Origin of the sequence: Acinetobacter sp. YH12134, assembly GCF_013418555.1 — a bacterium.
GTDB classification, from domain to species: domain Bacteria; phylum Pseudomonadota; class Gammaproteobacteria; order Pseudomonadales; family Moraxellaceae; genus Acinetobacter; species Acinetobacter indicus.
Genome location: NZ_VPBT01000002.1, coordinates 263,870 through 282,188, shown reverse-complemented (window position 1 = coordinate 282,188; position 18,319 = coordinate 263,870). Strand labels below are relative to the sequence as shown.

General features: G+C 46.1%; 18 protein-coding genes and 4 tRNA genes. 16 read left to right on the top strand and 6 right to left on the bottom strand.

Annotated features, from left to right (window positions below; translation table 11 throughout):
- Positions 1-77: 77 nt before the first annotated feature.
- The 6 genes from FTU69_RS02880 (at position 78) to FTU69_RS02855 (ending at position 6,101) form a co-directional block, all read left to right on the top strand.
- Positions 78-1,967, top strand: a complete 1,890-nt coding sequence (locus FTU69_RS02880) for a M48 family metallopeptidase (protein ID WP_104505564.1) — start codon at positions 78-80, stop codon at positions 1,965-1,967.
- Between the two features lie 136 nt (positions 1,968-2,103).
- A complete protein-coding gene (locus tag FTU69_RS02875) occupies positions 2,104-2,775 on the top strand; it encodes a hypothetical protein (RefSeq protein WP_180103452.1) in 672 nt (223 codons plus the stop codon).
- Positions 2,772-3,740 carry a D-glycerate dehydrogenase gene (locus FTU69_RS02870; RefSeq protein ID WP_168396466.1) on the top strand — a complete coding sequence of 323 codons (969 nt, stop codon included), beginning with the start codon at positions 2,772-2,774 and terminating at the stop codon, positions 3,738-3,740. Before FTU69_RS02875 ends, FTU69_RS02870 begins: the two co-directional genes overlap by 4 nt.
- 82 nt (positions 3,741-3,822) lie before the next feature.
- Positions 3,823-5,262, top strand: coding sequence for a M48 family metalloprotease (locus FTU69_RS02865; RefSeq protein ID WP_005177138.1), 1,440 nt, complete (start codon positions 3,823-3,825; stop codon positions 5,260-5,262).
- Positions 5,263-5,300: 38 nt separating this feature from the next.
- Positions 5,301-5,696: a GFA family protein gene (locus FTU69_RS02860; protein WP_168414603.1), complete on the top strand. Its 396-nt coding sequence runs from the start codon at positions 5,301-5,303 to the stop codon at positions 5,694-5,696.
- A 48-nt stretch (positions 5,697-5,744) separates the two neighbouring features.
- Positions 5,745-6,101: a hypothetical protein gene (locus FTU69_RS02855; RefSeq protein ID WP_180103457.1), complete on the top strand. Its 357-nt coding sequence runs from the start codon at positions 5,745-5,747 to the stop codon at positions 6,099-6,101.
- 119 nt (positions 6,102-6,220) lie between these two features.
- Here the strand turns inward: FTU69_RS02855 and FTU69_RS02850 are convergent, their stop codons facing one another.
- Together FTU69_RS02850 and rpsU are read right to left on the bottom strand one after the other, a co-directional pair.
- Complete coding sequence (locus tag FTU69_RS02850; RefSeq protein ID WP_005177146.1) at positions 6,221-6,667, bottom strand: GatB/YqeY domain-containing protein; 447 nt, start codon at positions 6,665-6,667, stop codon at positions 6,221-6,223.
- Positions 6,668-6,700: 33 nt separating this feature from the next.
- Positions 6,701-6,916 carry a 30S ribosomal protein S21 gene (gene rpsU / locus FTU69_RS02845; RefSeq protein ID WP_001136722.1) on the bottom strand — a complete coding sequence of 72 codons (216 nt, stop codon included), beginning with the start codon at positions 6,914-6,916 and terminating at the stop codon, positions 6,701-6,703.
- Positions 6,917-7,063: 147 nt separating this feature from the next.
- Here rpsU and tsaD point away from each other — a divergent pair, with 147 nt between their 5' ends.
- Complete coding sequence (gene tsaD, locus FTU69_RS02840) at positions 7,064-8,080, top strand: tRNA (adenosine(37)-N6)-threonylcarbamoyltransferase complex transferase subunit TsaD (protein ID WP_005177148.1); 1,017 nt, start codon at positions 7,064-7,066, stop codon at positions 8,078-8,080.
- 79 nt (positions 8,081-8,159) lie between these two features.
- Positions 8,160-8,870 carry a hypothetical protein gene (locus FTU69_RS02835; RefSeq protein WP_180103451.1) on the top strand — a complete coding sequence of 237 codons (711 nt, stop codon included), beginning with the start codon at positions 8,160-8,162 and terminating at the stop codon, positions 8,868-8,870.
- 113 nt (positions 8,871-8,983) lie between these two features.
- Here FTU69_RS02835 and FTU69_RS02830 read toward each other — a convergent pair whose 3' ends face one another.
- Positions 8,984-9,856 (bottom strand): ATP-binding protein, encoded by an 873-nt coding sequence (locus tag FTU69_RS02830; RefSeq protein WP_180103450.1) that lies wholly within the window; start codon positions 9,854-9,856, stop codon positions 8,984-8,986.
- 180 nt (positions 9,857-10,036) lie between these two features.
- On the opposite strand from FTU69_RS02830, the gene FTU69_RS02825 reads away from it, so the two are divergent.
- The 6 genes from FTU69_RS02825 to FTU69_RS02800 all read left to right on the top strand — a co-directional run bounded on the left by FTU69_RS02825 (position 10,037) and on the right by FTU69_RS02800 (position 12,946).
- Positions 10,037-11,551, top strand: coding sequence for a DUF3336 domain-containing protein (locus FTU69_RS02825; RefSeq protein WP_104469916.1), 1,515 nt, complete (start codon positions 10,037-10,039; stop codon positions 11,549-11,551).
- Positions 11,517-12,353, top strand: a complete 837-nt coding sequence (locus tag FTU69_RS02820; protein ID WP_180103449.1) for a protein kinase — start codon at positions 11,517-11,519, stop codon at positions 12,351-12,353. Before FTU69_RS02825 ends, FTU69_RS02820 begins: the two co-directional genes overlap by 35 nt.
- Before the next feature lie 107 nt (positions 12,354-12,460).
- Positions 12,461-12,545 (top strand) — tRNA-Leu (locus tag FTU69_RS02815).
- Between the two features lie 33 nt (positions 12,546-12,578).
- Positions 12,579-12,652, top strand: a tRNA-Trp gene (locus tag FTU69_RS02810).
- Between the two features lie 39 nt (positions 12,653-12,691).
- Positions 12,692-12,776 (top strand) — tRNA-Leu (locus tag FTU69_RS02805).
- An 85-nt stretch (positions 12,777-12,861) separates the two neighbouring features.
- Positions 12,862-12,946 (top strand) — tRNA-Leu (locus FTU69_RS02800).
- 158 nt (positions 12,947-13,104) lie between these two features.
- Here FTU69_RS02800 and FTU69_RS02795 read toward each other — a convergent pair.
- Positions 13,105-13,308 (bottom strand): hypothetical protein, encoded by a 204-nt coding sequence (locus tag FTU69_RS02795; RefSeq protein ID WP_005177162.1) that lies wholly within the window; start codon positions 13,306-13,308, stop codon positions 13,105-13,107.
- A 452-nt stretch (positions 13,309-13,760) separates the two neighbouring features.
- Between FTU69_RS02795 and FTU69_RS02790 the strand changes: the two genes are divergently transcribed.
- Entirely contained in the window at positions 13,761-14,033 is a 273-nt protein-coding gene (locus FTU69_RS02790) for a hypothetical protein (RefSeq protein ID WP_005177167.1), read from the top strand.
- 15 nt (positions 14,034-14,048) lie between these two features.
- Here FTU69_RS02790 and gloB read toward each other — a convergent pair whose 3' ends face one another.
- A complete protein-coding gene (gene gloB, locus FTU69_RS02785; RefSeq protein WP_104469918.1) occupies positions 14,049-14,783 on the bottom strand; it encodes a hydroxyacylglutathione hydrolase in 735 nt (244 codons plus the stop codon).
- A 129-nt stretch (positions 14,784-14,912) separates the two neighbouring features.
- Between gloB and FTU69_RS02780 the strand changes: the two genes are divergently transcribed.
- Positions 14,913-16,889, top strand: coding sequence for an acyltransferase family protein (locus FTU69_RS02780; protein WP_180103448.1), 1,977 nt, complete (start codon positions 14,913-14,915; stop codon positions 16,887-16,889).
- A gap of 60 nt (positions 16,890-16,949) precedes the next feature.
- On the opposite strand, the gene FTU69_RS02775 is transcribed toward FTU69_RS02780, so the two are convergent.
- Positions 16,950-18,182: a pyridoxal phosphate-dependent aminotransferase gene (locus tag FTU69_RS02775; RefSeq protein WP_005177173.1), complete on the bottom strand. Its 1,233-nt coding sequence runs from the start codon at positions 18,180-18,182 to the stop codon at positions 16,950-16,952.
- Positions 18,183-18,319: the final 137 nt, after the last annotated feature.

Genomic DNA, 18,319 nt, shown 5'->3' with positions numbered 1-18,319 from the left:
GGCAGGAAAAGCGGGAAATTCCCGCTTTTTTCATTTATGATGTCGCCTAAAGACAATGTAATTTAAGGAAATTTACATTGAAAGATGTAGGTTACTACTTTATTAAAAACAAGAATATGATGTGGTCTGCAAGCCTGTGTCTGCTTGCGGTCATCCTGACCATTTTTATTTTAAATACTGTACTGGGTTTGCTGGTGCATTATATTGATGCTTCGCAGTCCATTTACTGGCATAGCTTAAGTCCTTATCTGGTCGCGGTACTGCTGTCTTTAATGGGCATTTCCATTGCCATTGAATTATATATTTTCCGTTCTGGCGGCCACTCACTGGCCAAGCAGCTGTGTGCACGCCGTTTAAGTCTAATTGAAAGCACGCCGGAAGAAAGTGTTGCCTTAAAAATTACCGAACAGCTGGCCGATACCTTTGCGATTGATACCCCGGCGCTGTATGTCCTGCCGGATGAAGTCGGGGTAAATGCACTGACCGCCGGTTTTTATCCACGCGATATTGCGATTATTCTGACCTGGGGCGCCTTGCAAAACCTGGATGAGCAGGAACTGTATGGGTTGCTCAGTCATGAGTTTCATCAAATTTTAAGTGGTGAAACTGCGGAAAATACCAAGCTGAAAATTCTCTACAGCAGCCTGACCACGTTTAGCCAGTGGGGCAGTAAAGTGGCCAAACTCGGCTTTGGCAAGCAGTATTACAACACCGCTTATGCACCTGCCACGCCTTTTGTTGCACTGGGCGGCATGATCTGGCTGATTGGCAGCTTAGGCATGCTGATTACCCGTTTTATTAAATATTTAAACCTGAGCGGGCGTACCTTTAAAAACGACCTGAAAACCAAACGTTTAATCCAGAACAATGCCAATATTCAAACCCTGCTCAGGATTTATGTGCATCATGCCGGTTCGCAAATTCACAGTGAATATTCGGAATCGATTGCGCATATGTGTTTTGCCAACTCGCTGAGTCCGCAAAGCTGGTTGAATATCCATCCGAGTATTGATGCGCGGATTTATGAGTTAAATCCGGCACTGGTGCAGGATCTGCAACTGGAAAATTTAAAAAAGCTGCGCAGTCAGCCCTGGTTTGGTCTGTTTCGTTCACTGGAAGAAGTCAATGGTGAATATTATGCACCGTGGAGTTCGCCGCAACCTTTGCCTTTGTTGCGGTTATCCCCGATTAGCTTTGCCATTAAAGATGCAATCAAGCCGCTGAAACCGGAAATCCGCCGTAATATGCCGCGTCCGGAACTGATCCAGCGTGCCTTGCAGACGGCCACTGGTTCGCGGGAAGTGATGATGGCGATTTTAATGATTCGCCAATACCGCGAATTTATTCCGCCTGAAGTAGAAGTCAGCCGTGCCATTGTCGATGCCTTGTTGAATCTGGATGGTCGGGTGCATATCTCCATTTTTCTGGAAGCCTGCCAGAATATTGGTGGTATGCCGGCCAGTATCGCGCGGCAGTTTTTGACCAAGCTGGCCAAAATTATTCAGGAAGATGGGGAAATTGGACTGCTGGATGCCTTGCTGCTGGAGCGGGTCAAATCCGAGTTGAACCTGCTGCCGCTACATACCCCGACGGCGCTGGATGAAGTTAAACCGCAAATTGTACGTTTAATTGATGCCTTGCTGCATGTGCAGCAAATCAATAGCGGCAACCAGCTGGAAGTGCGGGAAAAAATTTTACAGCGCGTACTGACACCGTATGAAATGTCGCTGTATGAAGAAATTTCCGATGAGCCAATTGATCTGGCAGAAATTCTGAATGATATGGCCGGGCTGTTGTTGCGTGACCGTTTAAGTATTCTGGGTATTGCTGAAGCCTGTTTGTGGAATGACCGGATTATCACTCAGGATGAGCTGGATGTACTGGAGCTGCTGTACTGGCGTTTAGGCTTTGCCACCGAAGAAATGGTCGAGCGTATGCAGAAGAAAAACAGTTTAATGATTATCTAAGCACTCTATTTCTAAGTGCGGTGGGCGGATCGTGTCATCATCATTGAGCAGCTTTAATATGACTGGATGCAGAAAGCACAGCAAAACCGGACTAATCCGGCTAGAATAGCCCTATGGACATAAGTGACGATAGCAGATGATTGGGCATCAACGTGAGATTTTGGCAAGTTTGGGAATTGATATATGGATTCCCCGGGACGTTGCATCTCAAAATTTGCCAGCATCTTCCTTATGGCGCGATCAGGCCCCGGCAGAACTGCTGACTGAAATTGTCATGCCGGCAGCTGTCGCGGCGATGGCGCCTCAAGATATTGCCTTACAGCTTAGACAGCCTGTTGCGGAACCACAAGTCTCTCCGCAAGAGAATCCAGTCGAAAGCCCGGCAGAACCTGTCACACCTGCAGCCCTGGTGGAAGTGCAGCCCGCCTTACAGATTGATGCATTTCATCTACAAGCCATTGTTAAAGAACAATATACGATTGTGCTGGATGCCACCCACATCAATGAGTCGCAGCAACAGTTATGGCGCAATATCCAGCGTGCGGCACAGGCAGAATTTTTTGAGCTGAATTGGCCTTTTGTTTTGCCTGAGCTGCAAGATGGTCGAGCGGTTTCGGTATATGTACAAGGTTTTCTGGATGCGATTGCACTGGAGAAAAAGATCATTGTGTTGGGTCAATTGCCTCATGTACAGTTAACGCAAGCTACAGCATTGCCCGCTTTGGCCGAGATGCTAGAACAGCCGCTATTGAAAAAACAGCTATGGCAGGCTATGCAAGATAAAAAACACATGACGGATCAGGAATGAAACAAAAAGTTATCGCATTTAGTCAGGTTGATCAGGACGTTTTAAGCCAGCTGAAACAGCAGTATGACGTGGTAGAAATTAGCCCGAAACTGGGTGATGTTAATGAGCAGATTCGTACTCATGTCCAAGATGCTGATGGCATGATTGGTGCGGGGCGTTTGCTCAATGCCTCTAACCTGACGGGTGCGCGCCGTCTTAAAGTGGTTTCCAGTATCAGTGTCGGTTATGACAATTATGATGTGGGCTATCTGACTGAGCAAAAGATTTATCTGTGTCATACACCGCATGTATTAACCGAAACCACTGCCGATTTGGCTTTTAGTCTGTTAATGGGAGCTTCGCGTCAGCTGGCCTATCTGGATCGCTGGACCAAACAGGGTGAATGGAAACGTACCGTTGGCCCGGCACAGTTCGGTCAGGATATTCATGGTAAAACTTTAGGGATTATTGGTTTGGGTAATATTGGTGCCGCCATTGCCCGTCGTGGGCGTTATGGCTTTAACATGAATATTCTGTACCATAACCGCCGTGAAAATCTGGCGCAGGCGCAGCCCTTAAATGCGCAATATCACAGTCTGGATGAGCTGCTACAACAGTCGGACTTTGTGGTGGTCGCGGTGGATTTAAACGCCGACTCGACCGCTTTAATTGGTGCGCGTGAATTTGAGCTGATGCAAAAACATGCGGTATTTGTGAATATTGCCCGTGGTTCCGTGGTCAATGAACAGGCTTTAATTGACGCGCTGAAACAACAGAAAATTTTTGCGGCCGGTCTGGATGTCTATGAAAAAGAACCGCTGCAAAGTTCGGAGCTCTTTGGTCTGGACAATGTGCTGACCTTGCCGCATATTGGCTCAGCGACCGCAGAAACCCGTAAAAAAATGGCCTGGCTGGCCTATAAAAATCTGGTGGATGTGCTGGAAGGCCGGCAGCCGGGCTACGCGGTCAATGGCGGATTTGCGTAAAACTTCCTAACACTTCGTTGCATATTTCTTCGATATTGAATGCTATATTCAAGACACGAGCAGATAATTTGAGAACGGCAATTTGAAACGGTTGTTTTTAGCAGGTAGTTTAGGCCTGCTTACAGCATTCACTTCGACACATGGGGCAAACTTCACCACTTCACCACAATTTAATGTGCCAGAAATTGGTGCAGGGGTGGGGCTGATCGATCAGCAAAAAGAACGCATGATTGGTGAAAAAGTCTATCGTGAAGTGCAACGTCAAATGCCGGTGGCGCAAAATCCGTGGCTGGAAGATCAGCTGTTCTCGGTCTTCTCGCATCTGCTCAGCCAGACCCAAATGGGCCAGCCTATTGGCCTGCTCATTATTAACGATCCGCAAATTAATGCCTTTGCCGTGCCAGGCGGTCTGTTTGCCTTAAATACCGGTCTGGTGACTTCTGCGCGTAATATGGATGAAGTGGCCGGGGTGATGGCGCATGAGATTGCCCACGTGACCCAGCGTCATTATAGCCGTTCACAGGAAGCATTTAAGGGTCAGGGGTTGCTGGCGCTGGCCGGTGTGCTGGTGGGGGCACTGGTGGCATCCCAGGCCGATGGTGATGCCGGTGCTGCCGTGATGATGGGCTCGCAGGCCGCATTAATGGATAAGCAGCTGACCTATAGCCGTAATCAGGAACGTGAAGCCGACCGGATTGGCATGCAATATATGTATACTGCCGGTTATAACCCGCAAAGCATGGCTGATTTTTTTGAGGTAATGCATCGTGCCACCAGCCGGGTCAGTTTCCTGCCGGATTTCTGGTTTACCCATCCGCTGACCACAGAACGGATGAGTGAAGCACGTTTGCGTGCCAATCAGTTGCCACGAGTGAAATCATCATTACGTGATGAAGAATTTGATATTTTAAAACAGTACACCTTGGTGGTATCTAATCAGGCGACAGAGCAGCAATTGCAGGTGCTGGCCAGCCGTAACAACTTTGCTGCACAACTGGCTTTAGCGGCCTTTTATACCCGGCAGGGAGATTATGCCTTGGCACAGCAAACGCTGGACCAGGCCAAAAATCATCGCCGTTTACATCATCTTATTAGCTTAATTCAAACTGACATCTATTTAGGGCAGAATAAGCTGAGTGAGGCTTATAAAGTCATCAGTTCGCCTGCGCGGATTATGCCGGAGAATCGGGCCTTGAATTACAAGCTGGCTGAAGTGCTGATCCGGCAGAATCAGCCGGCTGAAGCACAGGCACTGGTGCAAAAGTTCCTGAACCGGAATGAGCGTGATTTAAGTGCCTGGCGTTTGATGCAGCAGGCCGCCAATATTGATCGTAGTTCGCCATTACGCACGGTGAATGTATTGCGTTATCGTGCAGAACTGCAATACTGGTCTGGATGGGAGGAAGAAGCGATTAAATCCTTGCTGCATGCCCAGCGTCTGGCCAAGGATAATCAGGCCATGACTGCTAAACTGAAAACACGTACCACAGAAATGCAGCGGGAACGACAGCTCAAAATTTAACAGCATGAAAAATCATAATAACAATAAGGAGAACAATGATGTTACAGGGACAATGTTTATGCGGGCTGGTGTATTACCATTATCAGGCCGAGCTGGAAAAGACCATTTTATGTTTTTGCCAGCATTGCCAGCGTGCGCAGGGGACCATGCTGGGCTGGAATAGCCCGATTGATCAAGCCAAATTTAAAATTGTACGCGGCCAGCAATATTTAAAAGAATATTTTCACAGTCCGAATAAGGCGCGGGTGTTTTGTCAGGAATGTGGCAGCCCGATTTATTCTTACCGTTTAGATTTACCGGGGGTTCTGCGTTTACGTTTGGGAACGGTGACTGAAGGCTATGTGCCGGCGCCGACCGAACAGGCTTTTGCGCATCGAAAACCACAGTTTTTGCAAGTCAGTCTGCTGGAAACCTCTATAAGGCATGGGGTTTAAAATGCTAGAATTCTGGCTTCTGGCTAAATAATGATTTTAAATAACGCGATGAAAAAATTATGGATGGGCATATTGCTCTGGGGGGGGCTGTCTGTGGTCCAGGCAGCAAGTGTAGAGCAGTATGTACTGGCGGTTGAGCAGATTAACCAGAGTTATAAGCAACAGACCCGGCAGTTTTTAAAGGGCCTGAATCCGCAGCAATCGGGTTTTAGTCCGGCGCAGCAACAGCAGTTTTGTGGCATTGTGCAGAATTATATTGATCAGCTGTATAGCGCTGCAGATGAAAACCGTGCCTATCTGGATCCGCAATATCGCAACATGACCAAGCTGGATGTGGCCCAGCAGGTGTATTCATCTAAAGAAATGCAGATGCTGAAAAAATATCAGGTCAATTGTGCAAACTGATAGAAGTGACTCAAGAACTGCTTAAAACTTTTAGGCAGTTTTTTTATTTTCGGGAAAATAAAACTGATACAGCTGTTGATACTGTTCGGGGAGGAAGTGAGGCGTATGCCTGACTTGAATTAGCTTAATTTGGCTTTAATTTTGGCAGATACTTGTGCAGGATCGGCGCGCCCGGCTATGAGCGGACGCAGAGAATTCATCACCTTACCCATATCTTTCATGCTAGTAGCTTCTTGCGCTGCAATCGTTTGCGCAATGATGGAATCAAGTTCTTCCTCAGTCATAGCTTCTGGTAGAAACTGAGATAACACCTCAATTTCGGCTTGTTCCTTACTAGCTAAATCTTCTCGGCCAGCACCTTCAAAGGCTTTAACCGATTCTTTACGTTGTTTAATTTGCTTTTCAATGACCGCAAGAACCTGAGCATCGTCAAGCTCTTTGCGCTCATCGACTTCGATTTGCTTAATTGCCGCCTGTAGACTACGAATGACCGTTAACTTGTCCATTTCTTTAGCGCGCATTGTCGCTTTCAAAACGTCAGTAATCTGGCTTTTTAAAGTAGTCATGTTTTAATCCAGGCAGTCAATCACAAATTAATCTTAGTAAAGGCGAGTAGTACGTACTGATTCACGCGCCAATTTCTTTTGGTAGCGTTTAACAGCAGCAGCTTTTTTGCGCTTACGTTCTTGAGTTGGTTTTTCGTAGAATTCACGCTTACGTACGTCAGCTAAAACACCTGCTTTTTCGCAAGAACGTTTGAAACGACGGATAGCTACGTCTACTGGTTCGCCTTCTTTCAATTTAACTTGTGGCATGAAGAATCCTCATTAAGTTATGGATAAGATCTGGGGCCGAATTGCCCTCGATCACAAGTGAAGGTCAGTATTTTACTCATTTACATCTCATATCACAAGTCTATAATAGTTCCCGCAATAAATTTGATACAGGTTATAGGCAGTTTAATGATCGTTTTAGGCTTAGAAACATCGTGTGATGAAACAGGACTCGCGCTGTACGACAGTGAGTTAGGTTTACGCGGACAGGTGCTGTATAGCCAGATCAAACTGCATGCCGAATATGGCGGCGTGGTGCCGGAACTGGCCTCACGGGATCATGTGCGTAAACTGATTCCATTAATGAACGAGCTGCTTGAGCAAAGCGGTGTGAAAAAATCGGATATTGATGCAGTCGCCTATACCCGCGGTCCGGGCCTGATGGGTGCCTTGATGACCGGGGCGCTGTTTGGTCGCACCTTGGCATTTGCCTTAAATAAACCTGCGATTGGCGTGCATCATATGGAAGGGCATATGCTGGCACCGTTATTGTCTGCAACGCCGCCTGAATTTCCATTTGTTGCACTTCTGGTTTCGGGTGGACATTCACAGCTGATGGCCGCGTATGGCATTGGTCAGTATGAACTGCTGGGTGAGTCAATTGACGATGCCGCCGGTGAAGCCTTTGATAAAGTGGCCAAGATGATGGGCTTGCCGTATCCGGGTGGCCCGAATATTGCCAAACTGGCTGAGCAGGGTGATCCAAATGCCTTTGCTTTCCCGCGTCCGATGTTGCATCAGGATTTAACCTTTTCCTTTAGTGGTTTAAAAACTGCCGTTTCGGTACAGATGAAAAAACTCGGTGATGAAAACCGTGATGCCGATATTGCCGCCAGTTTCCAGGAAGCGATTGTAGATACCTTGGTAAAAAAATCGGTGAAAGCATTAAAGCAGACCGGTTTAAAACGTCTGGTGATTGCGGGTGGCGTGAGTGCCAACAAGCGTTTGCGTGAACGTCTGGAAGCTGATTTAGCCAAGATTAAAGCCACGGTTTATTATGCAGAGCCTGCGCTGTGTACCGATAATGGTGCCATGATTGCCTTTGCCGGTTATCAGCGTTTAAAAGCAGGGCAGCAGGATGGTTTGTCTGTGACCACGACTCCGCGCTGGCCGATGACGGAATTGACCAATCCAGAGCAAGTATAAAAGAGCATGTAAAAGAGGCGAAAGCCTCTTTTTTAATGCTTATAATGCAATGAATTTAATAATTTTTTATTGAGTTAAAATGAAATCAGTCAGATATAAAGATTTAAATTTGGGTAATGGGATATTTGAAGGTTGGAATGATCAGCAGGGTTTGATGATATGCGGTTATGAATGGGGTAACTCTAAGAAAGATCAGGAGCAGGCACAGGACGCAAAGCCAGTTGATTTTAATATCGCTTGTACCTTTAGTAACAAAGTTCCGAGATATGGGCAGGGTGCTTTATCATGGCCCTATGATAATAGAATTAAACGGTGGTTTGCTTTATGGGGGCATCCGCTAGATAGTAATGAATATGGTCAGGATTTTGATAAGTCCATTATACAGACCAATTGGGCCAATACCTGCAATCATCAATTAGCGAATTACTCGCATCTGTTGAGCGAAGAACAGGTCAATAATTTTATAAATCATATCAGTACCTTAAAACCTAAGATTATCCTGTTTATGGGAAGTCAGCTGATACATCTTTTAAGAAATCCTATAGTTAAAGCCCGTTTTGAAGAAATTGTGGGTACAGAAATTCCAGATAGTTTTGTAGTGAAGCAAAAGAAAGAGTTTTCAGGAAGAAAATTTAAAATATATTTTTGTGAGTTTGAAAACTGTCAGATTATAGGTTTACCACATCCATCTTCAAGCCGCGGGTTATCTGATCGGTATATTGAATTATTTGAACCTGAAATGAATACGATCATTTCACAATTTAAAAAAGAAAAAGCGATTAATCCTTAAGATAGAAAGCCCAATCTCACAAGGTTGGGCTTTTCAACATGAGCGAACAGATTGTAGATGAGGATTTTCAATCCATAATCGCTATTTCTGTCTGGCAGAGCAATATAGGCAACTTAAAGTTGCTTTAACTGCGCAGACCCAATCCAGTGCTTCGAGAACTGATAAGCGGCACGACCAGAACGCTGCCCACGTGCCTGACACCAGCGTAAAGCTTCGGCACGCGCTTCAGCGGTGAGTTTCATCTCCGCCTTTTGCAGATAATGCTCGACAATTTCTAAATACAGATTCTGATCCATTGGATAAAACGACAGCCACATCCCGAAACGATCGGACAGCGAAATTTTTTCCTCAATCGCTTCCTGTGGATGCAGCTCGGTATATTGCGGGACATCTACCCGCGTTACCGGCGTATTTTCATGCATAAACTCAGGCAATAAATGCCGGCGGTTACTGGTGGCATAAATCACAAAATTACTTGAACCCGACTGTAATGAACCATCTAGCACGCTTTTTAAAGAACGATAATTTTCATCTTCGGCGTTAAAGGCCAGATCATCACAATAGACAATAAATTTTTCCGGCCGATCTGCAATCAGTTTTTGAATTTCAGGCAAATCCGATAAATCATCACGTTCAATTTCAATTAACCGTAACCCTTGTGCTTCATACTCGGTTAGCAGGGCACGCACAATGGAAGATTTTCCGGTACCACGTGAACCGGTAAGCAGTACATCATTGGCCGGTAAGCCTTTTAAAAACTGCAAGGTATTTTGAATTACTTTTTCTTTTTGTTTTTCAATGCCTTTTAAATCTTCCAGATAGATTTTTCGTGGCTGGTAAATGGCTTTTAACTGTTGATCCTGCCATTTAAAGGCCGATGCAGAAAAATCGGTGGCTTGCTTGAGTTCAGGCAAATGTTGCTGGAGCTGCTGTAAAATGGTTGCAAGCGAGGTGAGAATATTATCGGGTAAATCAATATGCGCCATGATTATTCAGCTTTTCGGTCTAGGTCAAAAGATTATCGGGTGCACAAACGACTGTATACCAAGGCGAAATGATTTAGCAATGAAAACATGAATTATGCAATTGAAGAATGTCTGAAATTTCTGCATAGTTAGGAGACATCGACAGATCAGCGCCTATTCAGCGAAGCGCAGAGGGAAGCTATGTTGTTTAAAGAGTTTAGCCAGGACATTAATCCTCATCAGGCCTATCGGATCAAAAAATTAAAACGAAAAATAGAACATGCCGAGAGTTACGAAGAATGGAAAAATCTGGCACTAAAAATAGATGAAGAATCGGGGGCGCAGGAATGGAAGTATGACAACACCTCGCCGTATTTTGATGCTGAAATTATTGCCCATCGTCTGAACTTATTACGCCGTTATCGCCTGGCAGAGCGAACTAGCGATCTGATGTATATTCTGCGTGAAGGCCTGACCTATGATGTGGCCAATATTGCCCATCCAATGCTGTTTACCGCGACCTATGTCGGCACTAAAAAAATTATTGAAGATTATATTGAAGAAGTCAGCAACAGTCTGGCCTTTATTGCATCCAAAGAATGCCATTTACTCAGTACTCAGGAAAAGATCGAATTTTTTAAAAACTGTCAGGTGGCCTATGGCCAGCCGGCGATTATGTTTTCAGGTGGGGCGACCTTGGGTCTGTTTCATACCGGCGTGTGCAAGGCGCTGCTCGAGCGTGACCTGATGCCGCAAGTGCTATCTGGCTCCAGTGCCGGGGCGATTATGACCGCCATGCTCGGCATTTCCAAACCATCGGAGATGATGCACATTTTAAATGGCGAATCTTTCTTTACCGAAGCTTTTCATTTTCGCCGCTGGGAAGACATTTTAAAGGGCAATGGCGGTATTGCCGATGTGCGTTATCTAAAAAAATTCCTGCTCACCAACCTGGGCGATGTCACCTTTGAAGAAGCCTTTAAGGTATCCGGGCTGCATATCAATATTGCAGTCGCGCCGTATGATGCATCACAAGAAGCACGCATCATGAACAGTTATACCTCGCCAGATTTGCTGGTCTGGAGTGCGGCTTTGGCCTCCTGTGCGGTACCGGTGCTGTTTCCACCGGTGCGTTTGACCAGTAAACGGCAGGATGGGGAACATACGCCCTATATGGGCAGAACCCGCTGGGTCGATGGCAGTGTGCGTAGTGATTTCCCGCAGGAAAAAATGGCGCGTTTGTATAACGTCAATTACACCATTGCCAGTCAGGTCAATCCGCATGTGGTGCCGTTTATGCAAACCGATACCGAGCGTTTCCGTAAAGATATGCTGAGCTGGCCGGAGCGTATTGTACGCCGCCAAGGTAAAGTGATTAGTAAGGGGATTATGGACTTTACCCGTGAACGTGTCGGTGGTGTGCCGGCAGTACGCCGTCTGCTCGATCATGGTCATGGCATTGTTGATCAGCGTTATTATGGTGATGTGAATATTGTTGGCAAATATGGCTGGCGTCATTATAGCTATATGTTGCAAAATCCGCGTCCACACCTGTTCCGATTGCTACAACGCGAAGGTGAACGCGCCACCTGGCCAAAAATCTCCATGATTGAAACCCATGCCCGCGTGGGTAAAACCATTCAGCATTGTCTGGAACTTTTAGAATATCAGCAGAACCCCGTTGAACACGCCAAATCCGAATTTATTGCCGTTTAGTCCGGCTGAACTTGAACACTATTGTTTTGAGTTAAAAACCAAGCCGCAAAGCTTCAAGATGGGGCGGCGTCTGTTTCAGTTTCAACAAGGGCAATCCTTATATTGGCTGAAAGCCCAGCAGATGGATGCGCATCCGCAACTGAGCGCGGGTTTTTGCCGAGAGCTGGATTTTTATCGCCAGTTTCAGCAGGCAGATGCACCGGATTTTCTGCTACCTTTCTATTGTGCGCAAAATACCGAAATCCTACGCATCCAGCAGGAGAGCTTTCAGGATTATCTGATTGTGCCGGATGCGCCAGCGTTTTTTACTTTAGCACCCTCACAATTTAGCCTAAGCCAGATTCAAACACGTTTGCTGCAGGTACTGGATAGCCTGGAACAGCTAACACGGTTGGGCTATTCACATGCAGATTTAAAAGCCGAACATTGGCGCGAATGGGCAGGGCAGGTCAAACTGATTGATTTTGAGCAGTTGCAGGCCATAGATGATCCGCTAATGTCCAATATGACTGCCACACCACGCTATATGGCACCTGAATTATTTCATGGTGAAGCCAAAACGCTGGCCAGTGATCTTTATGCGCTGGGGATTATTATCTATGAATGGCTGACTCAGCGCCGTTTACAGGCCAAAAGTTATCAGGATTGGGCCTATTTGCATTGTCAGCAGCTTAAAATTGAGTTACCCGCAGCGTATTTGGGCTTTCAAAACTTGCTTGAGGCGATGCTCAACAAACAAAAAAGCCAGAGAGAAGTCAGTTTTTTTGCCTTAAAAACGCTGTTAAGCACTGAAAATGCTTAAGAAAAAACCAAAATAGAGGCTTTTGTTTTTTATTTAAACAAACAAGTGGCTTTTTCATAAAAAGGGCTTGTCATCGGGAAGTGATCTCTATAATATACACAGCCATCGGGGGCGTGGCGAAATTGGTAGACGCACTGGATTTAGGTTCCAGCGCTGCGAGGCGTGAGAGTTCGAGTCTCTCCGCCCCCACCACTTAAATATCAAGTGAGCTTGATTTTAGGTAACAGAGGATTGGTGTAATGGTAGCATGACGGTCTCCAAAACCGTTCGTCAAGGTTCGAATCCTTGATCCTCTGCCAGAATTTTGAGAAATCCAGCATTAAGTTGGTACCCGGTATGGGGGCGTGGCGAAATTGGTAGACGCACTGGATTTAGGTTCCAGCGCTGCGAGGCGTGAGAGTTCGAGTCTCTCCGCCCCCACCACTTAAAATTAGCAAGGTCAAAATCCTCGCTTTTTTGTTGAACCGGCCAGCTTGAGTATTTCTTAAAAAAATTGGCATCTTTATATGGGGATGTGGCGGAATTGGTAGACGCACTGTGTTCAGGTCGCAGCGCCGCAAGGTGTAAGAGTTCGAGTCTCTTCATCCCCACCAAATTCTGAAAAAGCAGGGCAGATGTCCTGCTTTTTTATTGCCTGTTATTTTGTCAGGCTTTTATCCTGCCCAAAGAAAAGCCCGCAGAACAGACGGTTCAACGGGCTCAAGTTATGAGAACACTTTATTTTTCTCGATCAAAGAGTGCGTAAACGAATTCAGGCTTTTAAGTGGTCCTCAAATTCTTCACCGAGTTGTACGGCTAGTGCATTGCCGGCCAGTTCACCAGTGACCAGACCATATTCTTTTTTAAAACTAAAGGTAAAACCACGGCCATCGGCTAAATTTTTGACTGAATATCCCAGTTTTTCTAACCAAATACGAAAGGCAATTAAATTTTTAGCTTTTACCACTTTTTTCACGAGTGTACTCCCTTATCTTCAATAAAGTATAGATATGGTTATATCAAGATTTTTTAAAGGGCAAAATTCAAGAATGTGTCAAAAAATATTGAGACTGATGATTTTTGCAGCAAAAAAGACAGAATTTGAGCGCCTGAAAAACATGTATTGATGAATAAAGCGGCAGAATTTTAAGCAAATTTTAAATTAATTGATTGATATATTTGATGTATTTTTATTCTAAATTTTCAACATTATCTATGGGCTATTTAAGCCGGCTTGAAATAATTTGTTAAATATTGATGACAACACATCTTTAAGTATTTCTTACAACCTCGGCCTGGCGCGAGATAAAAAGTTGTAGCGATCTGCCGGCTATGATTTGCATACGCTGAGTGATTGATGGCTTTATTTTAAGCCATAGCAGGCCTGGAGATCGGGTATCATAAAGTACAGCCACAGGAGTGAGTAAGATGACGCCAAATACCATTGAAGCTGACGTACAGCAGACCATTCAACAGATGCAGCAACAGGGCCAAACCCCGGTGGCGGTAATGCTAGGCCATGAAGACTGGCTGGTCTTTACCGAACAATCGCAGGTGGCCTACACTCCATTTGGCAGTGCGCGTCGTTATCAACCAGCGTTGGGCGGCTTACTGCTGGTACGCATTGATGAAATGAATGCGGTACGTGTGGTGACACAGACCGAGCTGGATGCGTATGCGGCCAGTCACCAGCTGTTATAAACCGGTTAAACCGCTTTAAAAATTATCTTTCATTTCACGTAATTTTTGGAATTCTTCTACGCTGTCCACCCGTAAAAAAGGATTGGTCTGCAGTTCCAGTTCAATTGTACTTGGCAAGGTCGGCTGATTTAGCAGGCGTAAATCTTCCACCTGCTGATAACGCTGTTGTAGCGCCAGATTATCCGGTTCAACATGCAGGGCAAATTTGGCATTGGACAGGGTATATTCGTGGGTGCAGTACACTTGGGTGCGCGCTGGTAATGCCGCCAGACGGTTTAAAGAGTGATACATCTGCTCAAAGGTGCCTTCAAAAACCCGGCCGCAGCCCATCGCAAACAGGGTATCACCGCAAAACAGGGTATCGATGGCATCCATAAAATACACAATATGCCCCAGGGTATGGCCGGGAACCGCCAGTACATCCACCTGCAGATCATGAAATTTAAAATGGGCTTCATGCTGCAAAGGGTGGGTGATAAACGGAATTTTACTCAGCTCTTCGCGTGGTCCATACACTGGAATATTGCGTGATTGCAGCAGCTCCGGCACACCCCCAATATGGTCTTTATGCCAGTGAGTCAGCCAGATCTGGCTTAAATTTAAACCATGCTCACGGCAATACTGTTCCACCGGTTCGGCTTCGGTGGGATCGACCACAATCACATCTCTGGATATGGTATGTTCCAGCAGCCAAATATAATTCTGTAACTGGTTCTGAATATCCAGCAGATGCACTTTATAGTTGCTCATCCCTCACCCCCACATAATATAATGCCCAGTATAGCCTGAAAGCGATGTTGTCGTCGCTGTGTATCCAAAATTGATCTTTGACTGAAAAGGTCTACAATAAGCCACGTTTCAATTTTCCCCTGCACGTTCATGAGTTTTGCCTATCGCGCCGATATTGACGGTTTAAGAGCGATTGCCGTCCTGTTGGTGATTTTTAATCATATTGGCCTGTCTATTTTCCCCGGTGGTTATATTGGCGTCGATATTTTCTTTGTGATTTCGGGCTATTTAATTACCTTAATTTTAAGCAAAGAAATCCAGAACCAGACTTTCTCAATTGGTCGCTTTTATAAAAAGCGGGTGGTGCGTTTGGCACCGGCCTATTTTACTGTACTGAGTGTGGTGAGTCTGGTGGCCTGGCAGGTGATGCTGCCCGATGAGCTGAGTCGTTATTTCGACAGTGTCTTTTATGCCACGTTTCTGATGGCCAATATTTATATGCAGCGTGAAGTCGGTGATTACTTCAGTCAGAGTGTCAATGAAGTGCCGCTGCTGCATTTATGGTCGTTGGGCGTTGAAGAGCAGTTCTATATTTTCTGGCCGCTGATTCTGCTGTACTTTATGAAAAGAAGTAACCGGCAATGGGGTCTGCTGATGGTCGGATCTTTTATTCTCATGTCGTTGCTGTATGCGCAGCAGCAGTTGAGCGTGAATGCCGAGAAAGCCTATTACAGTATGCCGGTCCGCGCCTTTGAACTGCTCTTGGGTGCGCTGATCTGCTTTTTGCCACAAATAAAATGGTCAAAATGGCTGGCGCAAACGCTGGTCTGGAGTTGTCTGGCGCTGTTGTTAGGCGCGGCAATGTGGTTTGATCATGCTACACCATTTCCGGGCGCAATGGCGCTGATTCCATGTCTGGCAACGGCCTTGATTATTTATATCGGCCAGAGCGTGCAGTCGCAGAATGTGGTACTGACCAACCGTTTTAGCCTCTGGATGGGCAAAATTTCCTATCCTTTATATTTATGGCACTGGCCGGTAATTGTACTGTTCAGTATCTATATGCTGCCGGTTAATGCCGGTTATCAGCTGGCTATGGTGCTGCTTAGTATCGCGCTGGCCTATCTGACTTATCGTTATATTGAACAGCCGAGCAAAGGTTTTGTGATGGCTGCCAATTACAAGGTCATTCTGAGCGGTTTTGTGGCGCCGGCGCTCTGTTTTATTGGCGTGGCGCAGCTGGTCAGTCAGCATCAGGGTTTTCCGGAGCGGCTAAGTCCGCAAGTGCAAAACCAGATGGCAGCCTTAAATTCGTTTGCGCATGGCATCCGGCAGAAATGTCACAGCTTTCCCAATCCTGGAACGCTGGCCAATCCGCAAGACTGTGTGCTGGGTGTGGAAAAACCGCAGATTGATTTTATGCTGATTGGTGACTCACATGCCAACAGCTATACCGGACTGCTGGATGTCTGGGCCAAAGATGCCGGACTGCGTGGTTATGACAGCACTCAGGACACCACTATTTATTTACCGGGTGTCCAGCGTGGCCGTGGTGAGCATGAAGTGGCTGCCTTTCAAGCCCGCAATGACGCAATTGAGGCGCATTTAAAACAGCATCATTATCAGTTTGTGGTGATGTCAGCCGCCTTTAGCCAGTATCTGGATGCCGGGCATGATCTGCATCCGAGCGCAGAAGAGGACAGTCAGGTCGCGAATCATTTAGACAGTTATTTTGCCGGTTTACAGGCTGCGGTGGATAGTGCACTGGCCAGCAGCGAGTATGTAGTGATGCTGATGGATGTTCCGGTGATTGATCCGGATCAGGCCAATTGTTCATTACGCCGTGAATGGCTGGGGATTGAGCGTGAATGCGCGGTGTCGGCAGATGAATTCCAGCAGAGCAATGCACCAATTTATCAGTGGATGAGCGAATTGCAGCAGCAGTACCCACAACTGATTGTGGTCGAGCCGACCAAGGTACTGTGTGATGCGCAGCAATGTGATTTAAGTGTCGAGGGAACGCCGCTGTACCGGAATCAGGATGATGATCATCTCAGTTTTAAAGGTTCGGAAGCGCTGGGGCAGGCCTATTTACAGCAATACGGCAATCCGCTGAAATCGCTTTAATCTTTCTGGTTTGCACAAAAAAGCCGTGAATTGATCACGGCTTTTTTATTGTATTTCAGCTTAGCGGATTTTCGCCAGGAAACGGCCTAAACGGCTAAGCGCTTCACGTAATTCATTTTCAGCTGGCAGGAACACCACACGGAAATGATCTGGGGTTGGCCAGTTAAAGCCGGTGCCTTGAACCAGCAGCACTTTTTCGGCTTTCAGGAAATCCAGCATCAGTTTTTCATCATCTTCAATGGCGTAGACATTTGGGTCCAGTTTCGGGAAGCAGTACATCGCACCTTCTGGCTTGACGCAAGACACACCCGGAATTTCGTTCAGCATTTCCCAGGCAATATTGCGCTGTTCATACAGACGGCCACCCGGACGGATCAGGTCATTAATTGACTGATAGCCACCAAGCGCGGTCTGAATCGCATATTGCGCCTGATGGTTGGCACACAGACGCATAGAGGCCAGCATGTCCAGACCTTCAATATAGTCGGCTGCGCGTGAACGGTCGCCAGTAATGGCCATCCAGCCAGAACGGTAGCCGGCAATACGGTAGGCTTTAGATAAACCGTTGAATGAAATACACAGCTGATCACCAGCCAGGGCTGCAACCGACACATGCTCAATGCCGTCATACACGATTTTGTCATAAATTTCGTCGGCAAATAAAATCAGATCATATTTTTTTGCCAGCGCGACAATCTGTTCCAGCACATGACGTGGATAAACTGCACCGGTCGGGTTGTTCGGGTTAATAATCACAATACCGCGGGTATTGGGTGTGATTTTGCTTTCCATATCGGCCAGATCTGGATACCAGTGGTTTTCTTCATCACATTTATAGTGAATGGCTGTACCACCCGACAGATTAACCGCCGCCGTCCACAGTGGATAGTCCGGCATTGGAATTAGCATTTCATCGCCATCATCCAGCAGGCCTTGCATGGCCATTACGATTAGCTCAGACACGCCATTGCCGATATAGACATCATTAACGTGCAGGTCAAAAATGCCTTTTTGTTGATAATACTGGCAAATAGCCTTACGTGCCGGGAAAATCCCTTTGGAGTCGGTATAACCGACTGCATTTGGCAGGTTCAGCGCCACATCGTTAATAATTTCCTGCGGGGCTTCAAAGCCGAAGGGGGCGGGGTTACCAATATTCAGTTTAATAATTTTATGGCCGGCTTCTTCCATTTCATTGGCCGCTCGTAACACAGGTCCGCGAATGTCGTAGCATACATGCTCGAGTTTTGAGGATTTTTTAATTTCGCGAGGAGTCGTGTTACCTGTGGACATAATTCCATCCAATTATATGTTTCTGTTAGCAAAAAATAGATTACGCAATTATCACAATCTATACTGAAATTTAGCTAGATATTTTGCAAGCTCTAGCGTAAATATGGAAGTACTGAAGCATGACATTGAATGTCAAA